The sequence below is a fragment of the Entomomonas asaccharolytica genome (genome assembly GCF_016653615.1).
GTDB classification, from domain to species: Bacteria; Pseudomonadota; Gammaproteobacteria; order Pseudomonadales; family Pseudomonadaceae; genus Entomomonas; species Entomomonas asaccharolytica.
Window position 1 is genome coordinate 3200656 of sequence record NZ_CP067393.1, and the last position, 25894, is coordinate 3226549.

At 37.4% G+C, this 25894-nt stretch carries 26 protein-coding genes; 11 read left to right on the plus strand and 15 right to left on the minus strand.

Annotation, left to right across the window (positions count from 1 at the left end):
* Positions 1 to 59 precede the first annotated feature (59 nt).
* The 7 genes from atpB to JHT90_RS15035 all read right to left on the minus strand — a co-directional run bounded on the left by atpB (position 60) and on the right by JHT90_RS15035 (position 6559).
* Complete coding sequence (atpB, locus tag JHT90_RS15005; RefSeq protein WP_201092495.1) at positions 60 to 884, minus strand: F0F1 ATP synthase subunit A; 825 nt, start codon at positions 882 to 884, stop codon at positions 60 to 62.
* Between the two features lie 14 nt (positions 885 to 898).
* Complete coding sequence (locus tag JHT90_RS15010) at positions 899 to 1297, minus strand: ATP synthase subunit I (RefSeq protein ID WP_236253986.1); 399 nt, start codon at positions 1295 to 1297, stop codon at positions 899 to 901.
* 142 nt (positions 1298 to 1439) lie between these two features.
* Positions 1440 to 2312 carry a ParB/RepB/Spo0J family partition protein gene (locus JHT90_RS15015; RefSeq protein ID WP_201092497.1) on the minus strand — a complete coding sequence of 291 codons (873 nt, stop codon included), beginning with the start codon at positions 2310 to 2312 and terminating at the stop codon, positions 1440 to 1442.
* Positions 2313 to 2321: 9 nt separating this feature from the next.
* Entirely contained in the window at positions 2322 to 3107 is a 786-nt protein-coding gene (locus tag JHT90_RS15020; RefSeq protein WP_201092499.1) for a ParA family protein, read from the minus strand.
* An 11-nt stretch (positions 3108 to 3118) separates the two neighbouring features.
* The gene (gene rsmG, locus JHT90_RS15025) at positions 3119 to 3760 is read right to left on the minus strand and encodes a 16S rRNA (guanine(527)-N(7))-methyltransferase RsmG (protein WP_201092500.1); all 642 of its coding nucleotides are present in this window, start codon (positions 3758 to 3760) and stop codon (positions 3119 to 3121) included.
* The gene (gene mnmG, locus JHT90_RS15030) at positions 3760 to 5649 is read right to left on the minus strand and encodes a tRNA uridine-5-carboxymethylaminomethyl(34) synthesis enzyme MnmG (protein ID WP_201095936.1); all 1890 of its coding nucleotides are present in this window, start codon (positions 5647 to 5649) and stop codon (positions 3760 to 3762) included. The genes rsmG and mnmG overlap by 1 nt, the downstream gene beginning before the upstream one ends.
* Positions 5650 to 6085: 436 nt before the next feature.
* A complete protein-coding gene (locus tag JHT90_RS15035; protein WP_201092501.1) occupies positions 6086 to 6559 on the minus strand; it encodes a YhcB family protein in 474 nt (157 codons plus the stop codon).
* Between the two features lie 137 nt (positions 6560 to 6696).
* Here JHT90_RS15035 and JHT90_RS15040 point away from each other — a divergent pair, with 137 nt between their 5' ends.
* The 8 genes from JHT90_RS15040 (at position 6697) to JHT90_RS15075 (ending at position 14240) form a co-directional block, all read left to right on the plus strand.
* A complete protein-coding gene (locus JHT90_RS15040) occupies positions 6697 to 7329 on the plus strand; it encodes an alpha/beta hydrolase (RefSeq protein WP_236253988.1) in 633 nt (210 codons plus the stop codon).
* A gap of 25 nt (positions 7330 to 7354) precedes the next feature.
* A complete protein-coding gene (locus tag JHT90_RS15045; protein ID WP_201092503.1) occupies positions 7355 to 8722 on the plus strand; it encodes a tryptophan--tRNA ligase in 1368 nt (455 codons plus the stop codon).
* A 1-nt stretch (position 8723) separates the two neighbouring features.
* Positions 8724 to 9863 carry an acetylornithine deacetylase gene (gene argE, locus JHT90_RS15050; RefSeq protein WP_201092504.1) on the plus strand — a complete coding sequence of 380 codons (1140 nt, stop codon included), beginning with the start codon at positions 8724 to 8726 and terminating at the stop codon, positions 9861 to 9863.
* Positions 9864 to 9957: 94 nt separating this feature from the next.
* Complete coding sequence (gene argA / locus JHT90_RS15055; protein ID WP_201092505.1) at positions 9958 to 11262, plus strand: amino-acid N-acetyltransferase; 1305 nt, start codon at positions 9958 to 9960, stop codon at positions 11260 to 11262.
* A gap of 23 nt (positions 11263 to 11285) precedes the next feature.
* The gene (locus tag JHT90_RS15060; RefSeq protein WP_201092507.1) at positions 11286 to 11690 is read left to right on the plus strand and encodes a heme-binding protein; all 405 of its coding nucleotides are present in this window, start codon (positions 11286 to 11288) and stop codon (positions 11688 to 11690) included.
* A gap of 176 nt (positions 11691 to 11866) precedes the next feature.
* Entirely contained in the window at positions 11867 to 12607 is a 741-nt protein-coding gene (locus tag JHT90_RS15065) for a methionine ABC transporter ATP-binding protein (protein WP_201092508.1), read from the plus strand.
* The gene (locus JHT90_RS15070; RefSeq protein ID WP_201092509.1) at positions 12608 to 13297 is read left to right on the plus strand and encodes a methionine ABC transporter permease; all 690 of its coding nucleotides are present in this window, start codon (positions 12608 to 12610) and stop codon (positions 13295 to 13297) included.
* 19 nt (positions 13298 to 13316) lie between these two features.
* On the plus strand, positions 13317 to 14240 hold the full coding sequence (locus JHT90_RS15075; protein ID WP_201092510.1) for a MetQ/NlpA family ABC transporter substrate-binding protein: 924 nt from the start codon (positions 13317 to 13319) through the stop codon (positions 14238 to 14240).
* 56 nt (positions 14241 to 14296) lie between these two features.
* Here the strand turns inward: JHT90_RS15075 and JHT90_RS15080 are convergent, their stop codons facing one another.
* A complete protein-coding gene (locus JHT90_RS15080) occupies positions 14297 to 15646 on the minus strand; it encodes an OprD family outer membrane porin (protein WP_201092511.1) in 1350 nt (449 codons plus the stop codon).
* 121 nt (positions 15647 to 15767) lie between these two features.
* Between JHT90_RS15080 and JHT90_RS15085 the strand changes: the two genes are divergently transcribed.
* Entirely contained in the window at positions 15768 to 16448 is a 681-nt protein-coding gene (locus JHT90_RS15085; RefSeq protein ID WP_201092512.1) for a phytanoyl-CoA dioxygenase family protein, read from the plus strand.
* A gap of 3 nt (positions 16449 to 16451) precedes the next feature.
* Here JHT90_RS15085 and JHT90_RS15090 read toward each other — a convergent pair whose 3' ends face one another.
* From JHT90_RS15090 to JHT90_RS15110, 5 genes are read right to left on the minus strand one after another with little or no spacing between them, the layout of a single operon-like run.
* Positions 16452 to 17279, minus strand: a complete 828-nt coding sequence (locus tag JHT90_RS15090; protein ID WP_201092513.1) for an ABC transporter permease — start codon at positions 17277 to 17279, stop codon at positions 16452 to 16454.
* A 1-nt stretch (position 17280) separates the two neighbouring features.
* A complete protein-coding gene (locus tag JHT90_RS15095) occupies positions 17281 to 18528 on the minus strand; it encodes an ABC transporter permease (protein WP_201092515.1) in 1248 nt (415 codons plus the stop codon).
* 11 nt (positions 18529 to 18539) lie between these two features.
* A complete protein-coding gene (locus JHT90_RS15100; protein WP_236253990.1) occupies positions 18540 to 19571 on the minus strand; it encodes a polyamine ABC transporter substrate-binding protein in 1032 nt (343 codons plus the stop codon).
* Between the two features lie 48 nt (positions 19572 to 19619).
* Complete coding sequence (locus JHT90_RS15105) at positions 19620 to 20654, minus strand: ABC transporter substrate-binding protein (protein WP_201092516.1); 1035 nt, start codon at positions 20652 to 20654, stop codon at positions 19620 to 19622.
* A gap of 30 nt (positions 20655 to 20684) precedes the next feature.
* Complete coding sequence (locus JHT90_RS15110; RefSeq protein ID WP_201092518.1) at positions 20685 to 21770, minus strand: ABC transporter ATP-binding protein; 1086 nt, start codon at positions 21768 to 21770, stop codon at positions 20685 to 20687.
* A 182-nt stretch (positions 21771 to 21952) separates the two neighbouring features.
* Here JHT90_RS15110 and JHT90_RS15115 point away from each other — a divergent pair, with 182 nt between their 5' ends.
* Positions 21953 to 22699 carry an SDR family NAD(P)-dependent oxidoreductase gene (locus tag JHT90_RS15115; protein WP_201092520.1) on the plus strand — a complete coding sequence of 249 codons (747 nt, stop codon included), beginning with the start codon at positions 21953 to 21955 and terminating at the stop codon, positions 22697 to 22699.
* Positions 22700 to 22729: 30 nt separating this feature from the next.
* Here the strand turns inward: JHT90_RS15115 and mscL are convergent, their stop codons facing one another.
* The gene (gene mscL, locus JHT90_RS15120) at positions 22730 to 23140 is read right to left on the minus strand and encodes a large-conductance mechanosensitive channel protein MscL (RefSeq protein WP_236253992.1); all 411 of its coding nucleotides are present in this window, start codon (positions 23138 to 23140) and stop codon (positions 22730 to 22732) included.
* Between the two features lie 108 nt (positions 23141 to 23248).
* On the opposite strand from mscL, the gene radA reads away from it, so the two are divergent.
* On the plus strand, positions 23249 to 24610 hold the full coding sequence (gene radA / locus JHT90_RS15125) for a DNA repair protein RadA (protein WP_201092522.1): 1362 nt from the start codon (positions 23249 to 23251) through the stop codon (positions 24608 to 24610).
* Between the two features lies 1 nt (position 24611).
* On the opposite strand, the gene JHT90_RS15130 is transcribed toward radA, so the two are convergent.
* A complete protein-coding gene (locus JHT90_RS15130; RefSeq protein WP_201092523.1) occupies positions 24612 to 25805 on the minus strand; it encodes an MFS transporter in 1194 nt (397 codons plus the stop codon).
* Between the last annotated feature and the right edge of the window lie 89 nt (positions 25806 to 25894).

Genomic DNA, 25894 nt, shown 5'->3' on the forward strand with positions numbered 1-25894 from the left:
GTAATATAATAAAAAACCAAAGTTAATAAAAAACTATCTCACACACCAATTATTTATTATTAGTGATGTTCGTGCGCTGCACTCAAGTAAACCACTGACAATACCATAAAGACAAATGCTTGCAATGGAATAACTAGAATATGGAAGATTGCCCAAGGCACATTAAGCACCCATTGAATCCAGAATGGTAACAATGCAATCAGAATAAAGATCACTTCCCCTGCATACATGTTACCAAATAACCGGAGTGCTAAACTTAGTGGTTTAGTTAACAATCCGATAATTTCTAAAAACAGATTAAAAGGTACTAATAACCAGTGGTTAAATGGTGTAAATGCTAACTCTTTAGTAAAGCCGCCTACCCCTTTAATTTTGAAACTATAATACAGAATAAGGATAAACACACCAATAGAAATACCAAACGTACCATTAGGATCTGCTGTAGGAACAATTTTCCAATAGGGAATGCCAATAGCATGTGCAAGACCTGGAATATAATCAACAGGAATCCATTTCAAACTATTCATCAAGAAAACCCAAACAAAGATTGTTAGGGCAAGAGGGGCAATAAGTGGATTATTACCTTTAAAGACATCTTTTACAGTGCCATCAATAAATTCAACAGTCCATTCAACTAAACACTGTAATTTACTAGGGTTATCAATAGAGGCTTTTTTCGCGATAGAACGAAACAACCATAAGAATAAGACACCCATTAAAACGGAGAAAAACAGAGTATCAACATGTATTGACCAAAAACCCATTTGTTGTACTTGCTCATGGGTTTTTGCAAACATCCAACCTTCAGGAGTTTTGCCAAAAACTAGATTTTGCAGATGGTGCTGAATATAACCTGCTGCCGTTTGTCCTTCGCCTGCTGCCATAATTGCCTCAACCGTTAATATTTTTTAAAACTTTTTTTAACTAATAACAACCCTAAGGATGAAACTATTAGCACTATAAAGTAACTAACGAATAGCGCTATTAAATTTGTTGGCTTAATCGCCAAAAACACCAGCACAAATAAAGCTGCTGTTAAAATATACTTGCCCATTTCGCCAGTCCATAACGACAGAGTAATGGCCATGGCTGACTGAGCACCAAAATAGCGAAATGTTTTTAGTGCAAAATAGATATTAGGTAATAAGGCAATTAAACCACCTAATAATGCACAAAAACTTGCATTTACATCTTTAAATAAGAATGCTAATGCTAAACCTATTGCTACTAAAGCTTGTATTACTAGCACCTTAAACGCTGGTAACTGGTAAATAGGCATTTTATTACGAAAAGCCACTGTATTAGCCTGACTATTTTAAACCAATAAAGTTATTTTTCATTAACTTTAGTCATAATTATTTAATTTGGCGCAAAGTATAGGGATATCCAAGCAAAGCTTCAACACAAAGTTACATTATTTTTTACAAATTTCCTATAAGTCAGTGAATATGCTTTAAAACACCTTGTAATTCATCAAGTGAATTATAGCGTATCACCAATTCTCCTTTACCTTTTTTATTATGCTTAATTGCTACAGGTGATCCTAACCGCTCGGCTAATTTTTGTTCAAGTCTTTTAATATCAGGATCATTAGTTACCTTAGTAGTTTTCTTTGATGTTTCATTTAACCACTGTCTAACCATGGCTTCTGCCTGACGTACCGACAAACCTCTTGCGACAATAAACCGCGCACCCTCAATTTGTCTTTCTACAGGTAATCCTAGTAAAGCACGTGCATGTCCCATTTCTAAATCACCATGGGAAAGCATAACTTTTACATCTTCTGGCAAACTAATTAAACGTAATAAATTGGTCACCGCAGTACGGGACTTGCCCACTGCATCTGCTACTTGTTGCTGTGTTAATTCAAACTCTTGCTGTAAACGTTGTAATGCTATTGCTTCTTCAATTGGGTTTAAATCTTCCCGTTGAATGTTTTCAATTAACGCTAAAGCAATGGCTGTTTCATCAGGAATATCGCGCACTAACGCGGGTATTTTATCTAAACCTGCTTGTTGACTAGCCCGCCAGCGTCTTTCACCTGCAATAATTTCATAACGACCTTTAGCGATTGGACGCACCACAATTGGCTGCATTACACCCTGTGCTTTAATAGATTGTGCTAACTCTTCAAGACTTTGCGGATCCATATCACGACGTGGTTGATATTTACCACGCTGAATAATTTCTAAGGGTAATTGTTGTAGTTCACTTTGTGGAGTATTAGCTGCTTGTTCTTGGACAGCAGCTACCGTATTGCCACCTAGCAATGCGTCTAAACCCCGCCCTAGACCTCTTTTCTTTACAGCCATAATAGTTCCTTATGAAATAGTATGTTTTGCATTACGTTGTCTTTTAATCAACTCTTTAGCCAAAGCTAAATAAGCTTCTGCACCTTTTGATTGCTTGTCATAAATAATCGCAGGCAATCCAAAACTAGGCGCTTCGGCCAAACGAATATTACGTGGAATCACCGTATCATATAGCTTATCACCAAAATGCTGTTGTAGTTGCACAGAAACATCATTGGTTAGACTCATTCTAGCATCGTACATAGTACGCACTAAACCCTCAATATGTAGGGTTGGATTTAACGATTGAGCAATTCGCTCAATCGTATTTAATAAATCTGTTAAGCCTTCTAATGCATAATACTCACATTGCATAGGAATAATCACACCATCAGCAGCCACTAAAGCATTAACAGTTAACATCGACAGAGAGGGGGGGCAATCAATCAAAATATAATCGTAATTATCACGAATAGGCGCTAAGGACTCTCTTAAACGATTTTCTTTATGAGCCACTTCCAACAGCTCTACTTCTGCTGCTGTTAAATCTCTATTAGCAGGCAATAGTTGATAACCTGCTTGTTCAGAAAAATGCATAGCCTCCACAAAGCTACACTCGCCAACCAGCACATCATAAACTGATCGCTCTAATGCCAACTTATCTACACCGCTCCCTGTGGTAGCATTACCCTGTGGATCTAGATCGATAAGCAATACATGTTTTCTTGAAGCAACCAAGGAAGCAGCAAGGTTGATACAGGTAGTTGTTTTACCCACCCCACCTTTTTGGTTAACAATTGCATAAACCTTGGCCATGTATTTACCTTTTACTGGTGATGTTTTATAACTAATAAATGACGTTGCCCTTCACAATTTGGCACCATCAATTGATAATCAGATTCTACCTTAAATTCACTTGGTAGTGTTTGTAACTCTTCTTCTGGATAAACACCTTTCATAGCAAACCACATTGTTTGTTGATTTGCTAAATGCTTCGTTAAATTAACAAAATCTGCTAATGAGCTAAAGGCACGAGACACAATACCAGAAAACGGTTGTTCCACGTGAAACGATTCGGCTCGTTGATTAACCACCTGTACATTAGTTAATTTTAGCTCAAGTACCACTTGGGTTAAAAATCTAGTTTTCTTACCATTGCTATCAAGCAACGTAAAATCATTATCAGGAAACATAATAGCCAGTGGTATACCAGGCATACCACCACCACTCCCCACATCTAACCAATTTTTGCCTGTTATATAAGGAACGATACTTAAACTATCTAATAAATGGCGAGATACCATTTCATTAATATCTCGCACTGCCGTTAGATTATAAGCTTTATTCCATTTTGCCAATAATTCTAAATAACCAAGCAATAACTGTTGCTGTTGTTCTGTAATCGCTAACCCTAGTTGCTTAATACCTTGCTTGAGCAACTGAGCTTGTTGATCTGTGACCAAGCTCATTAAGCTTGCTCCAACTTACGGCTAGCATTACGCTTTTTCAAATAAACCATTAACAATGAAATAGCCGCAGGCGTTACACCTGATATTCTGGATGCCTGTCCTAATGTTTGTGGCCGAACTGCCATCAGTTTTTGCTGAATTTCCTTAGAAAGCCCAGAAATAATGGTGTAGTCGATATCTTCAGGTAGGCTAATTTCTTCACTTTCCCGTAACTTAGCAATCTCTTCCTGTTGACGATCAATATAACCTGCATATTTGGTTTGAATTTCTATCTGCTCTGCCACTTGCTCATCTATATTTTCAAAACCAACAATAGCTACTAATGATTTAAAATCAATCTCAGGACGTGCTAACAAATTTAACAAGTTATACTCATGGGTTAATGCTGTATCAAATTGTTTAACTATTGCATCGCCTTTTGGAGTATTAGGTAATATCCAAGTAGATTTTAAACGCTCTGTTTCCTTTTCGATTTGTTCACGCTTACGGCAAAATGCATCCCAACGAACATCATCAACTAAACCTAACTCTCGACCTTTTGCTGTTAATCGTAAATCCGCGTTATCTTCTCTTAAAATTAGGCGATACTCAGCTCGAGAAGTAAACATGCGATATGGCTCTTGAGTACCTAAGGTAATTAAATCATCTACCAATACACCTATATAAGCTTCATCTCGACGTGGACACCAAGGCTCTTTTCCTTGCGCTTGCAAAGCGGCATTACAGCCTGCTAACAAACCTTGTGCACCTGCTTCTTCATAGCCTGTTGTACCGTTAATTTGACCTGCAAAATATAGGTTATTAATATGTTTAGTTTCTAAGCTAGTTTTTAAATCCCTAGGATCAAAATAATCATACTCAATGGCATAGCCTGGGCGCAAAATATGCGCATTTTCTAAACCTTTCATGGTATGAATAAAGGCTAGCTGTACATCAAAAGGCAGCGATGTAGAAATACCATTAGGATACAACTCATTAGTATTTAACCCTTCTGGCTCTAAGAAAACCTGATGGCTTTCTTTATCAGCAAAACGGTGTATCTTATCTTCGATAGAAGGGCAATAACGTGCGCCCACACTTTCAATCACCCCTGAATACATGGGTGAACGATCAAGATTCGCTGCAATAATTTCATGAGTTCGAGGGTTGGTAGTGGTAATCCAACAACTCACTTGCTCTGGATGATCTGCTACGCTACCTAAAAAAGACATAACAGGCGACGGGAAATCACCCAGCTGCTCTGTCATTACTGAAAAATCAACAGTTCTTGCATCTATACGAGCAGGCGTACCTGTTTTTAAACGACCCACGGACAAGGGTAACTCTCTTAAACGGCTACCTAAAGCAATAGCAGGAGGGTCACCTGCACGCCCTGCTGAATAGTTTTGTAAACCAATATGAATTAAACCATTTAAGAATGTACCAGCAGTAAGCACTACAGTATCAGAAAAAAAGCGCACTCCCATTTGGGTAACAACGCCTTTTACTGTATCTCCTTCAACAATTAAATCATCACAGGCTTGCTGGAATAACCAAAGGTTCGCTTGATTTTCTAATTTATAACGAATAGCGGCTTTGTATAAAATACGATCTGCTTGGGCACGTGTTGCTCTAACTGCTGGTCCTTTCCTGCTGTTTAAAATACGAAACTGAATCCCTGCCTTATCTGCTGCATGAGCCATCTCACCGCCTAGCGCGTCAATCTCTCGCACCAGATGACTTTTGCCGATCCCACCAATTGCAGGATTACAACTCATTTGGCCTAATGTTTCAATATTATGAGTAAGCAGAAGAGTCTTAACGCCCATTCGCGCAGCAGCTAATGCAGCTTCTGTACCTGCATGACCACCACCGACAACAATGACTCCAAAACGACTAGGAAAGTCCACCATTAAACCTCTTAGAAAAAAACAGACGAATGCCTGAAAAATAACCGTATATTATAGTTATTTTACTTATAATATTAAAGAAGTTATATATTACTTCGTCGCTGCTACTAAAAAATATATAATCTTTTTTAAAATGTATGGAGATAAAAATATGATAATAAATAGCCATTCATCAGCTAAAACTAAAAAAATAATTCTTTTTATTTTATCGCTATCACCATTGGCTTAATTATTATTTTTTTTTATATAACATTTTCTGATAGCTCACTTGATGGTTTTTTCTTCGCTAACAGTATAGAAGAAGATGGAAATTATTGGGATGAGGTTGCAGGGAGTAGTGGCAATGATAGTAGTGATGGTAGAGACTAATTTATAATAAAGTGTTTTCAACAGGCTTAATTAATTTATTAAGCCTGCTATTATTTTATGAAAATTTTTACTTATGTTTAACAGCAAATTCTTCGGTTAATGTACCAGGTTCACCAGGCGCTTTGGGGGCGTAATCTCTCGGAATATCATTATACGCTGTAACTGTAACAGCCTCCCCTACATTCTCTTCCTCAGCACCTTCTGCTGAATAATCTAAGGCTTTTTGATCATTCGCTTTAATTTCTGATATTAATCTTGCACGTAGCTCACTATCTGCTACTAGAGACTCAACAGAATGCTCCAAATGTGCTTGCATTTCTTGATAGCCTTGAGAAAGCTTCTGTGCAATATTAGCGGTTGTATTAAAATGGCTAGCTACTTCATTTTGATAATCGTTAAAGCGTTCTTCTAAACTTTCCATTTGATTTTTTAAATTGCCAGAGCGATCACCGCCTGTAGCCTTGCTGACTAAAAAGCCACCAAACATGCCTACTAAAAATGCTACGATAGCAATAATTACAACTAACCCCATCTCCATCATTGTGCCTCTCTTTCAGTATAATTAGCCATACAGGGAAATATTACAAAGTAATGCTATAAAACAAAAATGCTTTGCTTTAAAATTTATTCTTTATATAGTCTACCAATATATTAATGTTTTGGACACGGAGTTTAACGTTGTCAGCTCAAGAAATTGTATTATTTATTGACGGGCCTGCTGGTAAACTGGAGGCTTTATACCTTGAACAGCCTGATGCTAAAGGTATTGCTTTAGTATGCCATCCGCATCCATTATACGCAGGAACAATGCATAATAAAGTGGTGGCTACTTTGCAGCGTACCGCCAGAGATAACGGGTGGAGTACTTTACGCTTTAACTTTAGAGGTGTGGGTAAAAGTGAAGGCAGTTATGGCGAAGGCGAAGGTGAAATTGCTGATGCCAAAGCAGCTTTTGAATGGCTACAAGCAAAAAATCCTAAGCAACCTATTATCATAATGGGCTTTTCTTTTGGTTCTTGTGTAGCCGCTTGTTTAGCTGGTGAACTAGAGCAACAAACTATTTCCATTAAACAACTTGTAATGATTGCCCCTCCTGTAGAACGTTTTAATATTGATGGTAGGTTACCTGAGCAAAGCCCTCTATTAATTATTCAGCCAGAAGCAGATGAGGTCGTTGATCCACAAACTGTTTATGATTGGGCTAATTCCTTAACTATACCCCATAAATTATTAACTGTGCCCGAATGCAGTCATTTCTTTCATGGTCGTTTAAATGATTTAAAAGAACTAGTAACCCCTTATCTTCAATAATTTAATTACAGTAAGCGATAATATTATGACAACTCGTGTTCTTACAGGTATTACAACAACAGGTACTCCTCATTTAGGAAATTATGCAGGGGCTATTCGTCCAGCCATTCAGGCTAGTCGCCAAGCTGATGTTGATTCATTTTACTTTTTAGCTGATTATCACGCGCTAATTAAATGTGATGACCCTGCACGTATTCAAAAATCCCGCTTAGAATTAGCTGCTACTTGGTTAGCCAGCGGTCTTAATCCTGAAAAAGTCACTTTTTACCGCCAGTCAGATATACCTGAAATACCCGAATTAACTTGGCTATTAACTTGTGTATCTGCCAAAGGCTTACTCAATCGGGCCCATGCTTATAAAGCTTCTGTCGATAAAAACTTAGAGCAAAATGAAGACCCTGATGCAGGTATTACGATGGGGTTATTCTGCTATCCTGTATTAATGGCTGCCGATATTCTTATGTTTAATGCCCATAAAATTCCCGTGGGTCGAGACCAAATTCAGCATGTGGAGATGGCTAGAGATATTGCACAACGGTTTAATATGCTATTTGGCCAAGGCAAAGAGTTATTTACTTTACCAGAAGCACAAATTGAAGAAGCGGTAGCCACGCTTCCTGGTTTAGATGGCCGCAAAATGTCTAAAAGTTATGACAACACAATTCCTTTATTTAGTTCAGAAAAACAACTAAAAGAAGCTATCTTAAAAATTGTGACTGATTCAAAACAACCAGGTGAGGCTAAAGATCCTGACAATTCGCATTTGTTCACCATTTATAAAGCATTTGCCACGCCAGAACAAACCAATACTTTCTATAAGGAATTAAAAGACGGTCTTGCATGGGGTGAAGCTAAGCAGCAACTATTTACAGTGATTAATAATGAACTAGCAGAGCCTCGAGAACGCTATCAAGAGCTTATTACTCAACCTGAAAAAATTGAAGAAATCCTCCAAGCAGGCGCAGCTAAGGCTAGAAAATTAGCCACTCCGTTCTTACAAGAGTTAAGAGAGTCGGTAGGTTTACGTAGTTTTAAACAACAGCTCACAACCACTAAAAAAGAAAAGAAAAAATCATCTAAAACTGCTCGCTTTGTTAGTTTCCGAGAAAAAGATGGTAATTTCCATTTCCGTCTCGTGGCTGCTAATGGTGAAGAATTATTATTATCTAAAGGTTTTGCTAACCCAAAAGAAATTGGTGAGCTTACTAACCAAATTATTAACCAGCAACATGAAGTTAACATTGAAATTAAAGATGCTGAAGGGAAACGCTGTGTACTTTATTGGAATGCCGAAATAATAGCCGAAAGTGAGAGTTATTCTAGCATAGAACAAGCAGAAAATAGTTGTTTAGCTATTAAACATGCTTTACAAGAGCTTGCTGAACAGGAGTAGTATGACTTTACCCAGTTTTAAACAACAATTTAGACAGTTGCTACAAGCAGCCTCTGTCAGTTGTACCCAAGCACATATAGATCAAAGCAATAAAACGATTATTGATCTATTAGCAACATGGCTAACAGAACTGGGATTTACTTGCGAAATATCACAAGTGACCAAAGGTAAATATAACTTACTAGCACAATATGGTTCAGGCTTAGGTGGTCTTGTGTTAGCGGGTCATACTGATACCGTTCCCTATGATGAATCACTGTGGAATAGTAATCCATTAGATTTATTTGAAGCAGACAATCGCTGGTACGGTTTAGGTAGCTGTGATATGAAAGGCTTTTTTGCTATTGCTATTCAAGCCTTACAACCTCTACTTGAGCAATCGTTTAAAGCCCCTCTCTTTATTCTTGCTACCTGTGACGAAGAAAGTTCAATGAGTGGTGCAAGAGCGTTAGTAGCCAATCAACAAAAATTTGGACGTGCTGCAGTTATCGGTGAACCCACCAACCTACGCCCTATTCGTCTACATAAAGGTATTATGATGGAACGAATAGAATTACTAGGACAAAGTGGTCATTCTTCAAATCCCGCGTTAGGTCATAGCGCGCTTGAAGCAATGAATGATGTTATCACTGAACTCATCAAACTACGTAAGCAGTGGCAACAAGAATTTCAGAATCCATTATTTACTGTTCCCTACCCTACTTTAAATTTTGGTTGTATTCATGGTGGTGATAATCCTAATCGGATTTGTGGCCAATGTGCTTTAGAATTTGATTTAAGACCTTTACCTAATATGTCGGCTGATGAACTTAGAATGGCTATAAATAATAAACTAAAACCTATTGCTGAACAGCATCAGGTAAAAGTTGACTACAAGCCATTATTTAGTCATGTACCAGCCTTTGAGCAAGGGGCTAATTCTGAGTTAGTGAAGCTTGCTGAAAAACTAACAGGCCATCAAAGCGAAGCGGTTGCTTTTGCTACAGAAGCACCTTATATTCAACAAGTAGCAGGTGATACCATCGTATTGGGTGCTGGCTCAATAGATCAAGCTCATCAGCCTAATGAATACTTATCTCTTTCCCAAATAGAACCTTATACTTTATTATTACGCCAATTAATAGCATACTATTGCTTATAAATTAATCAGGAGCCTAACGCAGTGAAACGACGATAAAACGAACTAACTCATGAATATAAGTTAACTCTTTTCGTTTTAACAATAGGTTCTTATTATGTTTGATTTTGATTACGTACAATGGCTTCGGCAAGCATCCCCTTATATTAACGCCCATCGGGAAGGTACTTTTGTTGTTATGCTCCCTGGTGAGGGCATAGAGCATCCTAATTTTAATAATATTATCTATGACTTAGTTTTATTACATAGCTTAGGCGTGCGTTTGGTTTTGGTACATGGTTCAAGACCCCAAATTAATAAAAAAACTGCAGAAAAACAGATTACTCCAAAATATCATAAAGGCTTACGCATTACCGATACGGCAACATTAGAATGTGTAACAGAAGTAGTTGGAAGGCTGCGCAGTATTTTTGAAGCAAAACTTTCTATGGATTTAGCTTCATCGCCCATGCAAGGTTCAAGATTACGCGTTACTAGTGGTAATTTTGTCACCGCTAAACCGCTTGGCGTGGTAGATGGTATTGATTACCAGCACACAGGTGAAGTAAGAAGAATTGATCGTAAAGGTATTATCCGCCAGCTTGATGAAAGAAATATCGTACTTCTTTCACCTCTTGGTTACTCTCCTACAGGCGAGATTTTTAATTTATCCTGTGAAGATGTAGCAATGGCCACTGCTATAAAACTACAAGCGGACAAACTGATTCTTTATGGAGAGCAAAAAGGTATTTTCAATGAGCAAGGTGAGCTTATTCGTGAATTACGCCCCAATGAAGCCTTACCCCATATTACAAGGCTTGCCAATGATTACCAAGCAGAATTACTGAATGCTGCTGTTGAGGCCTGTCGGCAAGGTGTGCAACGCTCACAAATTGTTTCCTATGCTGAAAATGGTGCTTTATTAGCAGAACTATTTAGCCGTGATGGCAATGGAACGCTAGTAGCCCAAGAACAGTTTGAAACCATTAGAGAAGCCACAATTGAAGATATTGGTGGTCTAATGGAGCTTATTCGTCCCTTAGAAGAACAAGGTATATTAGTACGTCGCTCCCGTGAAGTACTAGAAAGAGAAATTAACCAATTCTCTCTAATTGAGCGAGAAGGAATGATTATTGCCTGCGCTGCGCTTTATCCCATTGCAGACTCAGATGCAGGGGAGTTAGCTTGCTTAGCAGTTAACCCAGATTATCGCCATGACCATAAAGGTGATAGCTTATTATCTAGAATAGAGCAACGTGCACGCCAACAAGGTATTAAAACCTTATTTGTACTTACAACCAAGACCGCCCATTGGTTTTTAGAACGTGGTTTTAATCCAAGTAGCGTTGAGCAGCTACCAGCTGCTCGTGCATCTCTATATAATTTTCAGCGTAATTCTAAGGTGTTTGAAAAGACTATTTAATATAAAAATAACAAGGTAATACAATGAAAACAAAAGCAGTTTTAACACAACAAGAAGTACAAAAAATATTAACTGCTGCTCGTGAAGAGGCATTAAAAAACAATTGGGCAATGGCAATTGCCATAGCAGATGATGGCGGTCATTTATTGGCGTTAGAACGATTAGACGATTGTGTGCCTATCTGCTCTTATATTGCGATGGAGAAAGCACGCACTTCTGCATTAGGCCGCAGAGAGTCCAAAGCTTATGAAGATATCATCAGTGATGGTCGAAACTCATTTATGACTGTACCTGTACTTTCTGCCATATTAGAAGGTGGTGTACCTATTATTTATGAAGGCCAAGTAATTGGTGCTATAGGTGTATCTGGTGCTAAATCCTTTCAAGATGCTCAGGTTGCCAAAGCAGGGGCTAGTGCGCTTAGTTAGCCATTAAATTATCATATTATTTTACTGGGTTTTCATTATATAATAGTGGGATTTTTAACATTAATTATATAGAAATAACTGAAAACTATTTCCCCATTAGTTTGCAATCAGTTACTTTATTCCCTAAAGAATGCTTTTAAAATACCTGCTAAGCAAGGTATGGAGTTTTTTATTAAATGATTGTATTGGATCAGGTTTACAAGCGTTATGCTCATCCCGAAAAGGGACAGTGGTTTGATGCAGTACATCCTACCTCTCTTACTATCAATCAAGGCGAAATTTTTGGGTTAATTGGTTTTTCAGGGGCTGGAAAATCTACTTTATTGCGTTTGATTAATCTGTTAGAGCGTCCTGATGGCGGTATAGTAGAAGTAGATGGGCAAGACCTTACCAGACTACCAAGCCCACAATTACGTAAAGCACGCCAAAATATCGGTATGATCTTTCAACAATTTAATTTATTAAGCAATTTAACGGTTGCTCATAACGTAGCTTTTCCCTTAAAAATTGCTGGTTGGTCAAAAGCAGAAATTACCAAACGAGTAAAAGAATGTTTAACTATCGTTGGTTTAGAAGACCGTATTAACCATTACCCTGCTCAACTATCGGGTGGACAAAAACAACGTGTTGGTATTGCCCGCGCTTTAGCACCTAGCCCACATGTTATTTTAGCTGATGAACCCACCAGCGCCTTAGATCCTTTTACTACCCGCAGTGTTTTAGATTGCCTAAAAGATATTAACCAACGTTTTAATGTCACTATTGTTATTGTAACTCATGAAATGCAGGTAATCCGCAGTATATGCAATCGTGCAGCACTAATGGAGCATGGTCGAATTGTAGAAATAGCAGAAGTTAAAGATAAGCAAATTTTAGCGAACTCTGAACTGGCTACAAAACTCATTGAGGATTTATAAATGGAGTACAGCTCTAACCTCCTCTATTACCTAGAGAATATCTGGTCCATAAGAAGTGAGATTTGGTTAGCCAGCCAACAAACTTTTATTATGGTTGCGATTTCAACAATCGTGGCTGTAATATTTGGTTTAACAATAGGTATTTGTTTACACCTAACTAGTACTAATCAGCTTTGGCAAAATAAATGGTTTAATAAAATCTTAGGCACATTAGTTGATTTTTTAAGGGCTTTTCCTTTTGTTATTTTAATGGTTGCCATCAGCCCTTTCTCTACACTATTAACAGGTGCTCGCATTGGCCCTTATGCTGCCTCTGTAGCTTTATCCATTGCTGCTATTCCTTATTTTGCCCGATTGGTTGAGCAAAGTTTAAGAGAAATTCCCAAAGGAATTATTGAAGCAGCCCAAGCAATGGGCGCTTCTAATGCCACTATTATTTTCCGTGTGTTGATTACTGAAGCACGTGTAGGCATTGTTTCTAGTACCACCGTATTAATCATTAGTATACTTTCTTATAGTGCGGCGGCTGGTATGATTGGCGGCGGAGGCTTAGGTGATTTAGCTATTCGCTATGGTTATAATCGTTATCAAACAGATGTGATGGTAGCTGTTGTTATTTTACTATCAGTCATTGTTATTATGATACAAGCATTGGGTAATCTTGTTACTCGTAAACTCGATAAACGTTAAAGTTGGATGGGATATAATAATGCAAAATAATATTGTGTTAAAGATTTTAGGTTCTGGGCTATTAGCCGCTTGCTTAGGTTTAACTGGCTGTGATAATAAAAAACCAGAAGATCATTCTTCTCATAATGCTGAGTCAACTGTAAAACGAACTATCGTATTTGGTACTACTGTGGGTGATTTTGGTGATATGGTTAAATTTTCGATTAAACCTATCTTAGAAAGAAAAGGTTACGAAGTTAAACTCACTGAATTTACTGATTATGTACAACCTAATCTTGCCTTAGCTGAAGGAAGTATTGATGTAAATATTTTCCAACACAAGCCTTATTTAGATACTTTTAAACAAGAAAGAAAGTTAGATTTAACACCTGTATTCCAAGTACCTACTGCTCCACTGGGTATTTATTCTGGTCGTTTAGGGAAACTAGATGAAGCCAAACAAGGTATGACGGTTTCTGTACCAAATGATCCTAGTAATTTTGCTCGTGCGTTAGTAATGATGGATGAGTTAGGATGGGTAACGCTTAAAGATAATATCAACCCATTAACTGCCTCTGAACGTGATATCCAAGAAAATAAATATGATATTAAATTAGTACAATTAGAAGCAGCTCAAATTCCTCGTGCTCGCAACGATGTTGACTTTGCTATTATCAATGGTAACTATGCGGTCAGCTCTGGCGTAGATTTAACAACAGCTCTCTATAAAGAGCCTAGTTTTGCTTATGTCAATTGGGGCGTAATACGTACAAAAGATATTGAGACCCCATGGGCAAAAGATATTATTGCAGCCTATAATTCTGATGAATTTAAAGCTTACTCTCATAAAACATTTGCTGGTTACAAATGGCCTGCTAATTGGAATGAGAATCAGCCAACCAATACCACTTCAGCAGAAGATAAACATGAGCAAGAAAACTCAACAGAAGAAGTTGCTAAATAATAATTTTTAATTAGTAAAAAGCCCTTCGTTTGAAGGGCTTTTTTATTGCTTTACTGTTATTGTTTTCTAATAAGAGCCATTAAGTCTAATGGGTAGTCTACGTAAACACGGACTTCATTATTATCGCCATAAGAGAAATCATTATTTGCACGATAGATAGTTGTACGTAATTTAAAGGCTAAATCTTTCGCAGGCCCTTCTTGAATAGTATAGGATACTTGATTAAATAACTCGCGCTCTTTACCCTTTTTACCACCACTATAACCTGCTGTATCAGCATCCCAGCCATAAACATAAGCTGATTTAAAAGCTAAACCAGGAACACCTATACCAGCTCCATTTAATTCATAACTCACTTGCAATGATTTTTCATCTTTAGCATTAAAGTCTGACTCATAAGAGTTAGCTAACCAAATGGTACTACCACCATCATTGGTACCATAACCTGAACCATAGTCGAAACCATGGCCATACCAACCACCTTGTGATTGCTGATAGGCTAAGATAAATGAATGAGCATCATAGCTATACTTACCCGCTAAACTCCATGTTGTATTATTAATACTCTTATCAATATCACCATTACTGGTCCGACGCACATATTTTTTGTCATAATCAGTATGATAAATATTAAAATCAAAATTTAAACTTTGTTTTTTATCAATAGGATACGTATAGTTCATATTACCATAGGCACGTTTTGCAATATCCTTATTCCAAGCGTAATAAAGGCTAGAACTAAAATTATCTGTAAACTGATAAACACCACCTATTAAATCTAATCGCTTCATACCAACAAAATAAGCATCTGGATAACCTGAGTTATCACGGCCTGTACTATGAGCGCCACTAATAGCAGTAAAGTGTCCTGCATGTATAATTAGATTTTCAATTTCTTTACTGGTAATCAAAGTACCTGTTACTGATTCTGTCAATAACCTTGTAGCATCTGTAGTTAAAACAGGTAAGTTTACAAATTGATTACCATATTTAATCGTTGTATTAGATATTCTTGCTTTAACTGCGCCACCAAGCTGACTCCAATCATGGGCTGCACGCCCAGAATTACCTACAGGTGTAACATCCATTGCAGCATTAGCATGACCTCTACCACCATCTAGACGAATACCTTGTAAACCCCATGCATCAAAACCAAAGCCAACAGTACCCTCAGTAAAACCAGACTCAAAAATAGTACTTAAACCAAGCCCCCATGCCATACGTTTACTTTGACCTGTATAATGGCTACTTTTAAAATCTCGGCTAAAATAAAGGCTTCGAATATGTGCATTCCAATTGCTATCTTCAATTAAACCTTTACTTTCACTTTGCTCACTTGCCAATGAAAACGGTGGAACAGCTAAACAGGCGGCTACAAATAAGACACCTTTTTTGGACGGACGCATTTATAGAGGACTCCCAAAGTCTAGTTAACTATTATTTTTCAGACATATTTTGTTATAAATGAGCCTTATTATACATAAACTTAATGATTATGCTTATACAAAAATGTAAAGGATTAACTTAATGAATACAGCAGAGCAATTTTTCAATAAAAATGGTTATTTACTATTAGAATCAATACTAACTACAGAAGAATTAACAGCTATTGAACAAGAGTTACATACTATTAATATGGAGGGTGCAGGTAGTTGGGAATTATTAACAGAAGACTGGTGCAAAAACCTAGCGAATAAACTTAAAAAACATCCTTTATTAAGACCTATATTGCCTACAGAACCCTCAGCAATCCAATGTACTTTTTTTCGCAAATCATCAACAAAGAATTGGTTAGTACCTTTACATCAAGACCTTAGTGTGCCTGTTAAAGAACGTCTTAATGAAACAGGTTTTACTGGTTGGTCAGAAAAACAAGGTTTTCTTTTTGTACAACCACCCTCTTCTATTTTAGAACAAATTGTAGCTGTTCGATTACATATAGATGACTGCCAACAACAACATGGCCCATTAAAAATTGTTGCTGGAACCCATCAAGTTGGACGTATACCCGAAAAAGACTGGATAACTATTAGAGATCAAAAAGGCGAGCAAGCATGTATTGTTAATGCAGGTGGCGCTGTTATTATGCGACCACTAATTTTACACTCATCTTCAAAAGCAACAGAAGCTAATGGTCGACGCGTTTTACATTTCTTATTTGTACCTAATAAGCTAACTAAAGAGATACCTTTTTTATTTACTGTATAAAATTTAATGCAATGGTTTACGTAACCTATCATTACGACGACGTAAATACTCAATGCTTAACAGTAATGCAGCAGAAGAAATCAACATAATGGTAGCTGCCGCTGCAATGGTGGGTTCAATATTTTCTCTTATGCCACTAAACATTTGCATTGGTAAAGTACGTTGACTGGAGCTAGCTAAAAATAAAGTAACCACCACCTCATCAAAAGAAGTAGCAAAGGCAAATAATGCGCCAGAAATAACACCTGGCGCAATCAAAGGAAAAGTCACTGTTCGAAAAACTATAAACGGTGAAGCGCCTAGACTAGTAGCTGCTCGTGAGTAGTTTTCATCATAACCACGCAATGCCGCACTTACTGTAATCACTACAAAGGGAATACCTAACACGGTATGCGCTAAAATAAGCCCTAGATAACTATTGGTTAGTTTGAGCTGAGCAAAGAAGAAATAAAGCCCCACAGCAATGATTACAATTGGAGTAACCATAGGCGACATAATAATACTCATAAACAGCATTTTGCCCCTAAAGTTATTCTTAGCAACTCCTATTGCAGCAAACGTCCCTAGTACAGTTGCCAATAAAGTGGCAATAGGTGCAATAATAAAGCTATTTTTTAATGCCCCTATCCATGCATCAGAAGCAAAAAAGGCCTTATACCAGTCCAATGAAAAACCATCAATTGGATAAGTTAAAAAAGAACTTTTATTAAAAGAAAGGGGAATAATGACTAATACAGGTGTAATCAAAAAAATTAATATTAATACAGCAAAACTGTTAAACAGAAAACGAGCTATTTTCCAATTATTAGAACGATAATAATGTTTAAACATATTAGGCTTTCCGTCTTCTATAAGAGATTTTACTGTATATCCAGCTAAGTACAATTACTATTGCCATCAGTTGCACACTTAACGCTGCCGCTAACCCCCAGTTATTAGTTTCATTGGTATAGTAGTTAATAAAATAACTAATCATTTGGTCCGCAGGGCCACCTAATAAAGCAGGTGTGATGTAATAACCAATAGCCATAATAAATACTAATAAGATCCCTGCCCTTAAGCCTGCATAGGTTTGTGGCACATAGGCCGTAAAGAAAGCATAAACAGGGTGAGCACCTAGTGATATAGCTGCTCGCAAATGGCTAGAAGAAATCCCTCTCATTACTGCATAAAGGGGTAATACAATAAAGGGTAATAAAATATGAATCATCGCAATATAAACAGCAAAACGCCCAGGAATAAACGATGTCGGATGATCCACAATATTTAAAAACTGTAATAAGTAATTAGCTAAACCATTTGACTGCAATAAGATATACCAACCTGTAGTGCGTACTAATAACGATGTCCAAAAAGGTAATAAAACCAAAATTAAAAATAAATTAGCTCGTTTTGTAGGCTGACATGCCAACCAATAGGCGAGTGGATAACCTATTACTATACAAAAGAAGGTGATAATAAAAGACATCCATAATGTACGAAATAGTATTTTCACATGATAGTTAGCGACTTCTTCATTATGAATTTTTATTGTTATTGGTGTTAACTTTCCCGTCTGCGGATCTATTTTATAATCAAATGACTGGAGTAAATAACGACTGGTTAAAACACTTGATGACCATTGTATGGTTTGCCACGTGCTTGGTTCTTGCCATAAAGGTGAAGCTTTTATAACAGTACTTTTAACATCTGTTACTTGTGGTGCAGGCAATCTACGTAATGTAGCACTAATCATCACCCTATATTTATCATCTTCATAACCTAGACGTCTACCTATCGCACCTGCTACACCTTGCTTTCTAGCTTCTCGTAAGTCGTTGACTAATGCTCTAAAAACCTCTTCATCAGGTGTTGATTTTCCATCCCAATTTTTTAATGCTTCAAGGGTAGTTGGTAAGTTTTTATGAATTTCTGGGTTAATAATACTTTTACAAAGAATATCGCCCAAGGGTATTAGAAAAAAGAACACTAAAAAAGCAATCGCTGGTATTACTAAAAAGCGTGATATCCAACGTTTTTTTCGACCTGATTTATTAAGTCGTTTTTTTAGCCTTTGCTGATGTTCTAGGGTTTGTTCCATTGTAAATTCCACTACTGAGAGGCCCAAACATTAAAACGTTGTTCTAATAGTTCGCCTTGTTCAACCCAAAACTGAGCATTTATTTTATAAGAGTGTTGCATCGTTTCTGGATTATTGGGTAATTGTTTAAGCAGTTCTGGATTAATAATAGGTACTGTATGGTTATTAACAAAACCATACTTTGAATATTCTGAAAACTCTTTTTGTGCTTCTGAAGAAACAGCAAAAGCTATAAATTCTTCTGCCAAGTTTTTATGTTGGCTACCTTTGACAATGGCAAAATTATCCACATCATAAAAACTATCTCGCCAAATTAAACCAACGGGTTTACCTTCTTGCTGAGCTATAACCCCTCTGCCATTAAAGGTGGTAGTCATTACTACATCACCGGCTAATAACATTGGCAATGGTTGAGAACCTTTTTCCCACCATTTTATATAGGGTTTTATTTCATTTAATTTTCTAAATGCCCTATCCACGCCTTCTGGGGTTTCTAATAGCTGATAAAGATTCTCTGGCTGTACACCATCAGCTAATAGGGCTGCTTCCATAGCAATCATTGCTGTTTTTTGTAAACCTCGATAACCAGGAAAATCTTTTACATTCCAAAAATCTTGCCATGTTTTTGGGGTTTTTGAGAGTTTATTAGTATTGTAAGCAACAATAATAGACCAACTAAAAAAACCTACACCACATTCTGAGAAATTACCTTTAATAAAGTCATCTGGATTGCCTATCACTGATTCATTGATAGGTTCAAAAAGCCCTTCGCTACAACCACGTATTAAGCTAGGTGTTTCTACTTGCACAACATCCCAATCTATTTGTTTGGTTTCAATCATTGAGCGAATTTTTGCCATACCCCCTGTATAACTACCCGCAACAATAGAAACATATTTCCGCTCAGCAAATGGTTGATAAAAAGCTACCTGTTGTGCTTTTGCGTGCACTCCACCTAAAGAAATCACTGTTAATGAGTCATCCTGCTGCTGACATGCCATCAATAAGCTAGTGATAACAACCAAGACTATTCTTTTTATCACACTATACAGCTCCAGCTAACCTCTACGTTACTCAACATATCATGCTAATTATTTAGAAGCCCAAACATTAAAACGTTGTTGCAAGGTTTCCCCATAATCTATCCAAAAATCAGGATCTAATTTATGGGCATTTTTCATATGCTCAGGTGCAGTAGAGAGATGATTAAGCGTTTTCGCATCTAGCAATTGTGCTGTTTTCTTATTGGAAAAACCATAACCCGCTACTTCTGAATAAACTTTTTGATATTCAGGTTGCATGGTTAATTCAATAAAACGCTCAGCGGCTTGTTTATTTTTTGTGCCTTTAATAATGGCAAAGCTATCCATGTCATAGAAACTATCATTCCAGACAATTTCTACTGGCTTACCCTCTTGTTGAGCATCATAAACACGTCCGTTATATGTAGAAGTCATTACCACACTGCCTGAAATTAACCACTGCATAGGTTGTGAGCCTGACTCCCACCACTGTACATAAGGTTTGATTTCATCTAATTTCTTAAAAGCTCTATCTACACCCTCAGGTGTCACTAATACTGTATATATATCTTCTGCTTTTACTCCATCTGCTAACAACGCTACTTCTAAAGCAAGAATAGGGCTTTTTCTTAATGCTCTTTTACCAGGAAATTTTTTTACATCCCAAAAATCTTTCCAATCTTTAGGTGCTGTTGAAAATTTAGAGGTGTCATAAGCCATTACAATAGACCAAATAAAAAAGCCTGCGCCACATTCAGAAAGAGATCCATCAACATAATCACTTTCACCATCAACCTTTAGTTTTGACCAATCAAGCTGTTCAAATAAACCCTCACTACAACCTCGATAAAGATCGCCCGTTTCAACTTGTAGTACATCCCAAGAAGTACGCCCTGTATCTACCATAGATCGTACTTTAGCCATTTCACCGTTATATTCACCTGTGATTATTTTGGTATCATATTTTTTTTCGTAGGGTTTATAAAAAGCCTCTCCCTGTGCTTTTACATGCAGACCACCATAAGAAATAACAGTTAATGGTTCTGCTTGAACTTGTGTAAAAACACTTGTTAGCAATGTAACGGCTAAAATTTTCTTTATCACAGTAAACCTCTTATTTAAAAGAATAGCTTTTTACAACGGATTAAGTGCGCAAGCATCTTCACCATACCAACTGACAGGAACTGTAACACCCTCTGTCCAGTGACTTTGCATCGCTGAAATAGGGATTTTTGCTGTAAATTCGGTGTTGTTGGCTACTTTTAATCGAACACGAACATGATCGCCTAAATAAATAAGCTCTTCTATTATGCCTGTTAAACAATTACTTTCTGCTTGAGCTAAAATCACTCGCTCAGGTCTTATTGATAGAGAAGTAGCATCACCAATAGATAATGGCATTCCCATTCGAGCCACAATTTCTGCATTATTCGCTAAACGAATGCGACACTTATTTCCCTCAACAGCTATCACCGTACCAGGTAGTTCATTATTTTCACCAATAAAGTGAGCAACAAAAGAATTACAAGGCTGTTCATAAAGTTTTTGGGGGGTATCTACTTGTTGAATAATGCCATCATTAAACACTGCTACTCGATCTGACATAGTCAATGCCTCTGACTGATCATGAGTAACAAAGACAATAGTAACGCCTAACTCTCTATGCAGATGTCTTATTTCTAACTGCATCTGTTCCCGTAGCTGTTTATCTAATGCCCCCAATGGTTCATCCATTAATACCAATTGTGGTTGAAAAACTAATGCTCTCGCTAAGGCTATACGTTGTTGTTGTCCACCTGATAGTTGCGCTGGATAACGAGCGGCCAAATTTTGCAACTTAACGGTAGCTAACGCTTGTTTCACTTTTTCTTCAATGACTGCCTTAGCTACTTTTCTAACTTTTAAAGGATAGGCTAAATTTTCTGCTACTGTCATATGTGGAAACAACGCATAGTTTTGGAATACCATGCCTATATCTCGCTTATGGGGTGGTAATGTATGCAAAGGCTTATTTTCTAAAAAAATCTCACCTTTGGTTGGCATTTCAAACCCTGCCAATAACATTAAACAGGTTGTCTTACCTGAGCCAGAGGGGCCAAGTAAGGTTAGAAACTCACCTTTCTCTATCTCTAAATTAAGATTTTTTACTACCAGTTGTTCACCATCATAGGTTTTTTGAACATTATGAAAGCGTACATACGGGTGAGAAACTGCTACCATATTTTTAAGCTCTATCTATTGTTTAACTAATCACATTTAGTTAATCAGCGCCATAATGACACTTTATCATTTAAAAAAACATTATTATTATCGCATATTAAGACACTTATAGTTAAACATCTCTTGACTTATTAACAATAGTTATTAATGATAATTAATAACATTTAATTGGATACCTAACTATGGCTGAAACAACCCCTAAAAAAACACTGTTATTAACAGGTGCTAGCCGTGGCATTGGGCATGCAACCGTAAAACATTTTAATGCGGCAGGTTGGAATGTAATTACTGCTGCACGAAATAACTGGAATAATGATTGTCCTTGGTCACAAGGCTTAGAGAACCATATCAATTTAGATTTGGAAGATATTAGTAGTCTTGATGAAGCAATCGGCTTAATTAAAGAAAAACTACCTGAAGGCAAATTACACGCACTGGTTAATAATGCTGGAATTTCCCCCAAAGGAGAAAACAGTAGCCGTTTAGGTGTTTTAGAGACAGATTACAATACATGGATTAATGTATTTAATGTTAATTTGTTCTCCACTGCATTATTAGCAAAAGGATTATTTAATGAGCTAAAAGCCGCAAAGGGCAATATTATTAACGTCACCTCTATCGCAGGCTCTCGTGTACACCCTTTTGCAGGCGTTGCTTATGCGACTTCTAAAGCAGCTTTAGCAGCGTTAACACGAGAAATGGCACATGATTTTGGGCCACATGGTGTCAGAGTTAATGCCATTGCACCAGGTGAAATAGAAACCTCTATACTTTCACCAGGAACACAGGAAATAGTAGACCACGATATTCCATTACACCGTTTAGGAAAACCTGAGGAAGTAGCTACCCTTATTTACTTTCTATGTACTGCTGGCGCTTCTTATATTAATGGTGCAGAAATTCATGTTAACGGTGGACAACATGTTTAAGCCTATCATTAAGATAGGCTTTAAACACTGTTAAACTTTATCTTTTTGCTCTTTTAATAAATCTCTAATTTCAGCTAATAATTCTTCTTGGCTAGGTTTAGCTGGCTCTTCTGGTTTTTCTTCTTCTTTATGGGTCAACTTATTCATTGTTTTAATACCCATAAAGATAGCAAAAGCAATAATAGTAAAATCCACTACCGTTTGAATAAATTTACCATAGGCTAATACTACTGCTGGCGCACCATCAGAGGCATCTTTCAAGGTAATCGCTAAATCTGAGAAGTCGACGCCTCCAATTAAGATACCAAGGGGAGGCATAATAATATCGCCAACAAATGAAGAAACAATTTTGCCAAACGCAGCACCAATGATGATACCCACCGCCATATCAATAACATTGCCGCGCATTGCAAATTTTTTAAATTCCTGCAACAAACTCATAGAAATACTTCCTCAACTAAAAATTATTCTTTTTTATAATGCTATAGTTAATAATCCTTTACAATAACCATTTTGGTTAATAGTTTACGTATTTAGAATGAGGGCTGTATGGCTAAAGCTAAACGTTTATATGGCTGTACTGAGTGTGGTGCGACTTTTGCTAAATGGTCTGGCCAATGTGCAGAATGTGGCGCATGGAATACGCTTGTAGAAACAGTGGTTGATAATTCCCCAATGGCAAGTACCAACCGTAGTTGGACAGGCCAAGCGGCACAGGTAAAAACCTTAGCGGAAGTAAGCACTGAAGAAACGCCTCGTTTTACTACCCATTCTTCTGAGCTTGATCGCGTATTAGGTGGTGGTTTAGTAGATGGTTCTGTGGTATTAATTGGTGGTGATCCTGGCATTGGTAAATCAACCATTTTATTACAAACTCTCTGTAATATAGCCAACCATTACCCTGCCCTTTACGTAACAGGTGAAGAATCACAACAACAAGTGGCCATGCGGGCTCGTCGTTTAGGTTTGCCAGAGGATAAACTTCGGGTGATGACTGAAACCTCTATTGAAGCCATTATTAGTACCGCTAAACAAGAACACCCTAAAGTAATGGTGATCGATTCCATTCAAACCATTTTTACTGAACAACTACAATCAGCACCTGGTGGCGTTGCTCAAGTTAGAGAAAGTGCTGCTTTATTAACACGCTATGCCAAACAAAATAACACCGCTATTTTCTTAGTCGGCCATGTGACTAAAGAGGGGGCATTAGCAGGCCCTCGTGTACTAGAGCATATGGTTGATACTGTACTTTATTTTGAAGGTGAATCAGATGGTCGATTACGGTTATTACGGGCGGTAAAAAATCGTTTTGGCGCTGTTAATGAATTGGGTGTTTTTGCTATGACAGATAAAGGATTAAGAGAAATCTCTAATCCTTCTGCTATTTTCCTAAGCCGCACGCAAGAAGCTGTACCTGGCAGTGTTGTAATGGCAACATGGGAAGGCTCTCGCCCTATGTTAGTGGAAGTACAGGCTTTAGTGGATACTAGTCATTTAGGTAATCCACGCCGTGTTACCTTAGGTTTAGATCAAAATCGTTTAGCTATGTTATTAGCCGTATTGCACCGTCATGGAGGCGTACCTACCTATGACCAAGATGTGTTTATTAATGTGGTTGGCGGTGTAAAAGTGCTTGAAACCGCTGCTGATTTAGCATTACTTGCTACAGTAATTTCCAGCTTACGCAACAGACCTCTAGCCCATGATCTATTGGTGTTTGGTGAAGTAGGTTTATCAGGGGAAATTCGTCCTGTACCTAGTGGTCAAGAACGTTTAAAAGAAGCAGCTAAACATGGCTTTAAACGTGCCATCGTGCCGAAAGCTAATGCACCTAAAACAGCACCTGAAGGTTTAACTATAATTGCTGTTACCCGCTTAGAGCAGGCTTTAGAAGCATTATTTGAATAGTTTAAGTTAATTCGGTTTGTTTAGTTTCTTTACCCAACACAAGTACAGCCATAACACCTATGGCAATCACTAAACAAAATATATTAAAAATAACACTTGGGCTAAACTGGTAACTTACCATATAGCCCACCATTAACGGGCCTAATATTCCCCCTATTCTGCCTATACCTGCTGCCATTCCTGCACCCGTTGCTCTGGCTAATGTAGGATATTGCTCAGGCGTATATGCATATAAAGCCCCCCAAGCGCCTAAATTAAAGAATGATAAAAACATTCCTGCCATAACCAATTGCATCGCGGTATCTGCTATCCCAAAAAAATAAGCAGCAATGGCTGTACCTGTTAGATAAGTTACCAAGACAAATTTTCGACCCACTTTTTCAATCAGCCATGCGGCCGTAAAATAACCTGGTAACTGAGCCAACGTCATTATTAACACATATTCAAAACTTTTTACTAAATCAAAACCTTTTAATATCACCACAGAAGGTAGCCATAAAAACATACCATAGTAAGAGAAAACCACACAAAACCATAATATCCACAACATCAAAGTAGCTTTTTTATACTCTGCTGACCAAATCATTTTAATATTGCGTGTAATAGAAGGTTTAACAGTTTGTGCAGTATAGCGAGGTGAATCAGGTAAATTTAATCGTAAGTACACTGCATAGAACGCTGGCAAGGCACTTAACAACATCGCCACTCGCCAACCATAATCAGTAATCACAAAGTAACCAATAAGGGCTGCTATGATCCAACCAAACGCCCAAAAACTCTCTAATAATACAACAATCCTTCCTCTTTCATGAGGTTGAACACTTTCAGCAACTAACGTTGAAGCAACGGGTAATTCTCCACCCAATCCCATACCAATAATAAAACGAAGAATTAAAAATAATGTTAGGCCTGTAGTAAATGCGGTTAAACCACTGGCTATACTGAATAGCAATAAAGTAAATATAAAAATAAAACGTCGACCAAAACGGTCAGCCAATAAACCAAAGAGAAATGCGCCAACCGCCATACCAATGGAATTTACACTACCAATCCAAGCAATGGTTGTTGCAGAAAGCTGCCAATCTTTTGCTAAAGCAGCTAATACAAATGATAGTAAGCCAACATCCATTGCATCAAATAACCAACCAAGCCCTGCTATTGTAAGAAGTTTATTTTTTGAAATTGTTTTTTGCATTCTTAAAGCCTTGCTAGCAGTAATAATCTTCAATGGACAAAAGTCTACTTATAGAGCTTTTTTTCTGTTAAAAATTGGCATTAATCGTT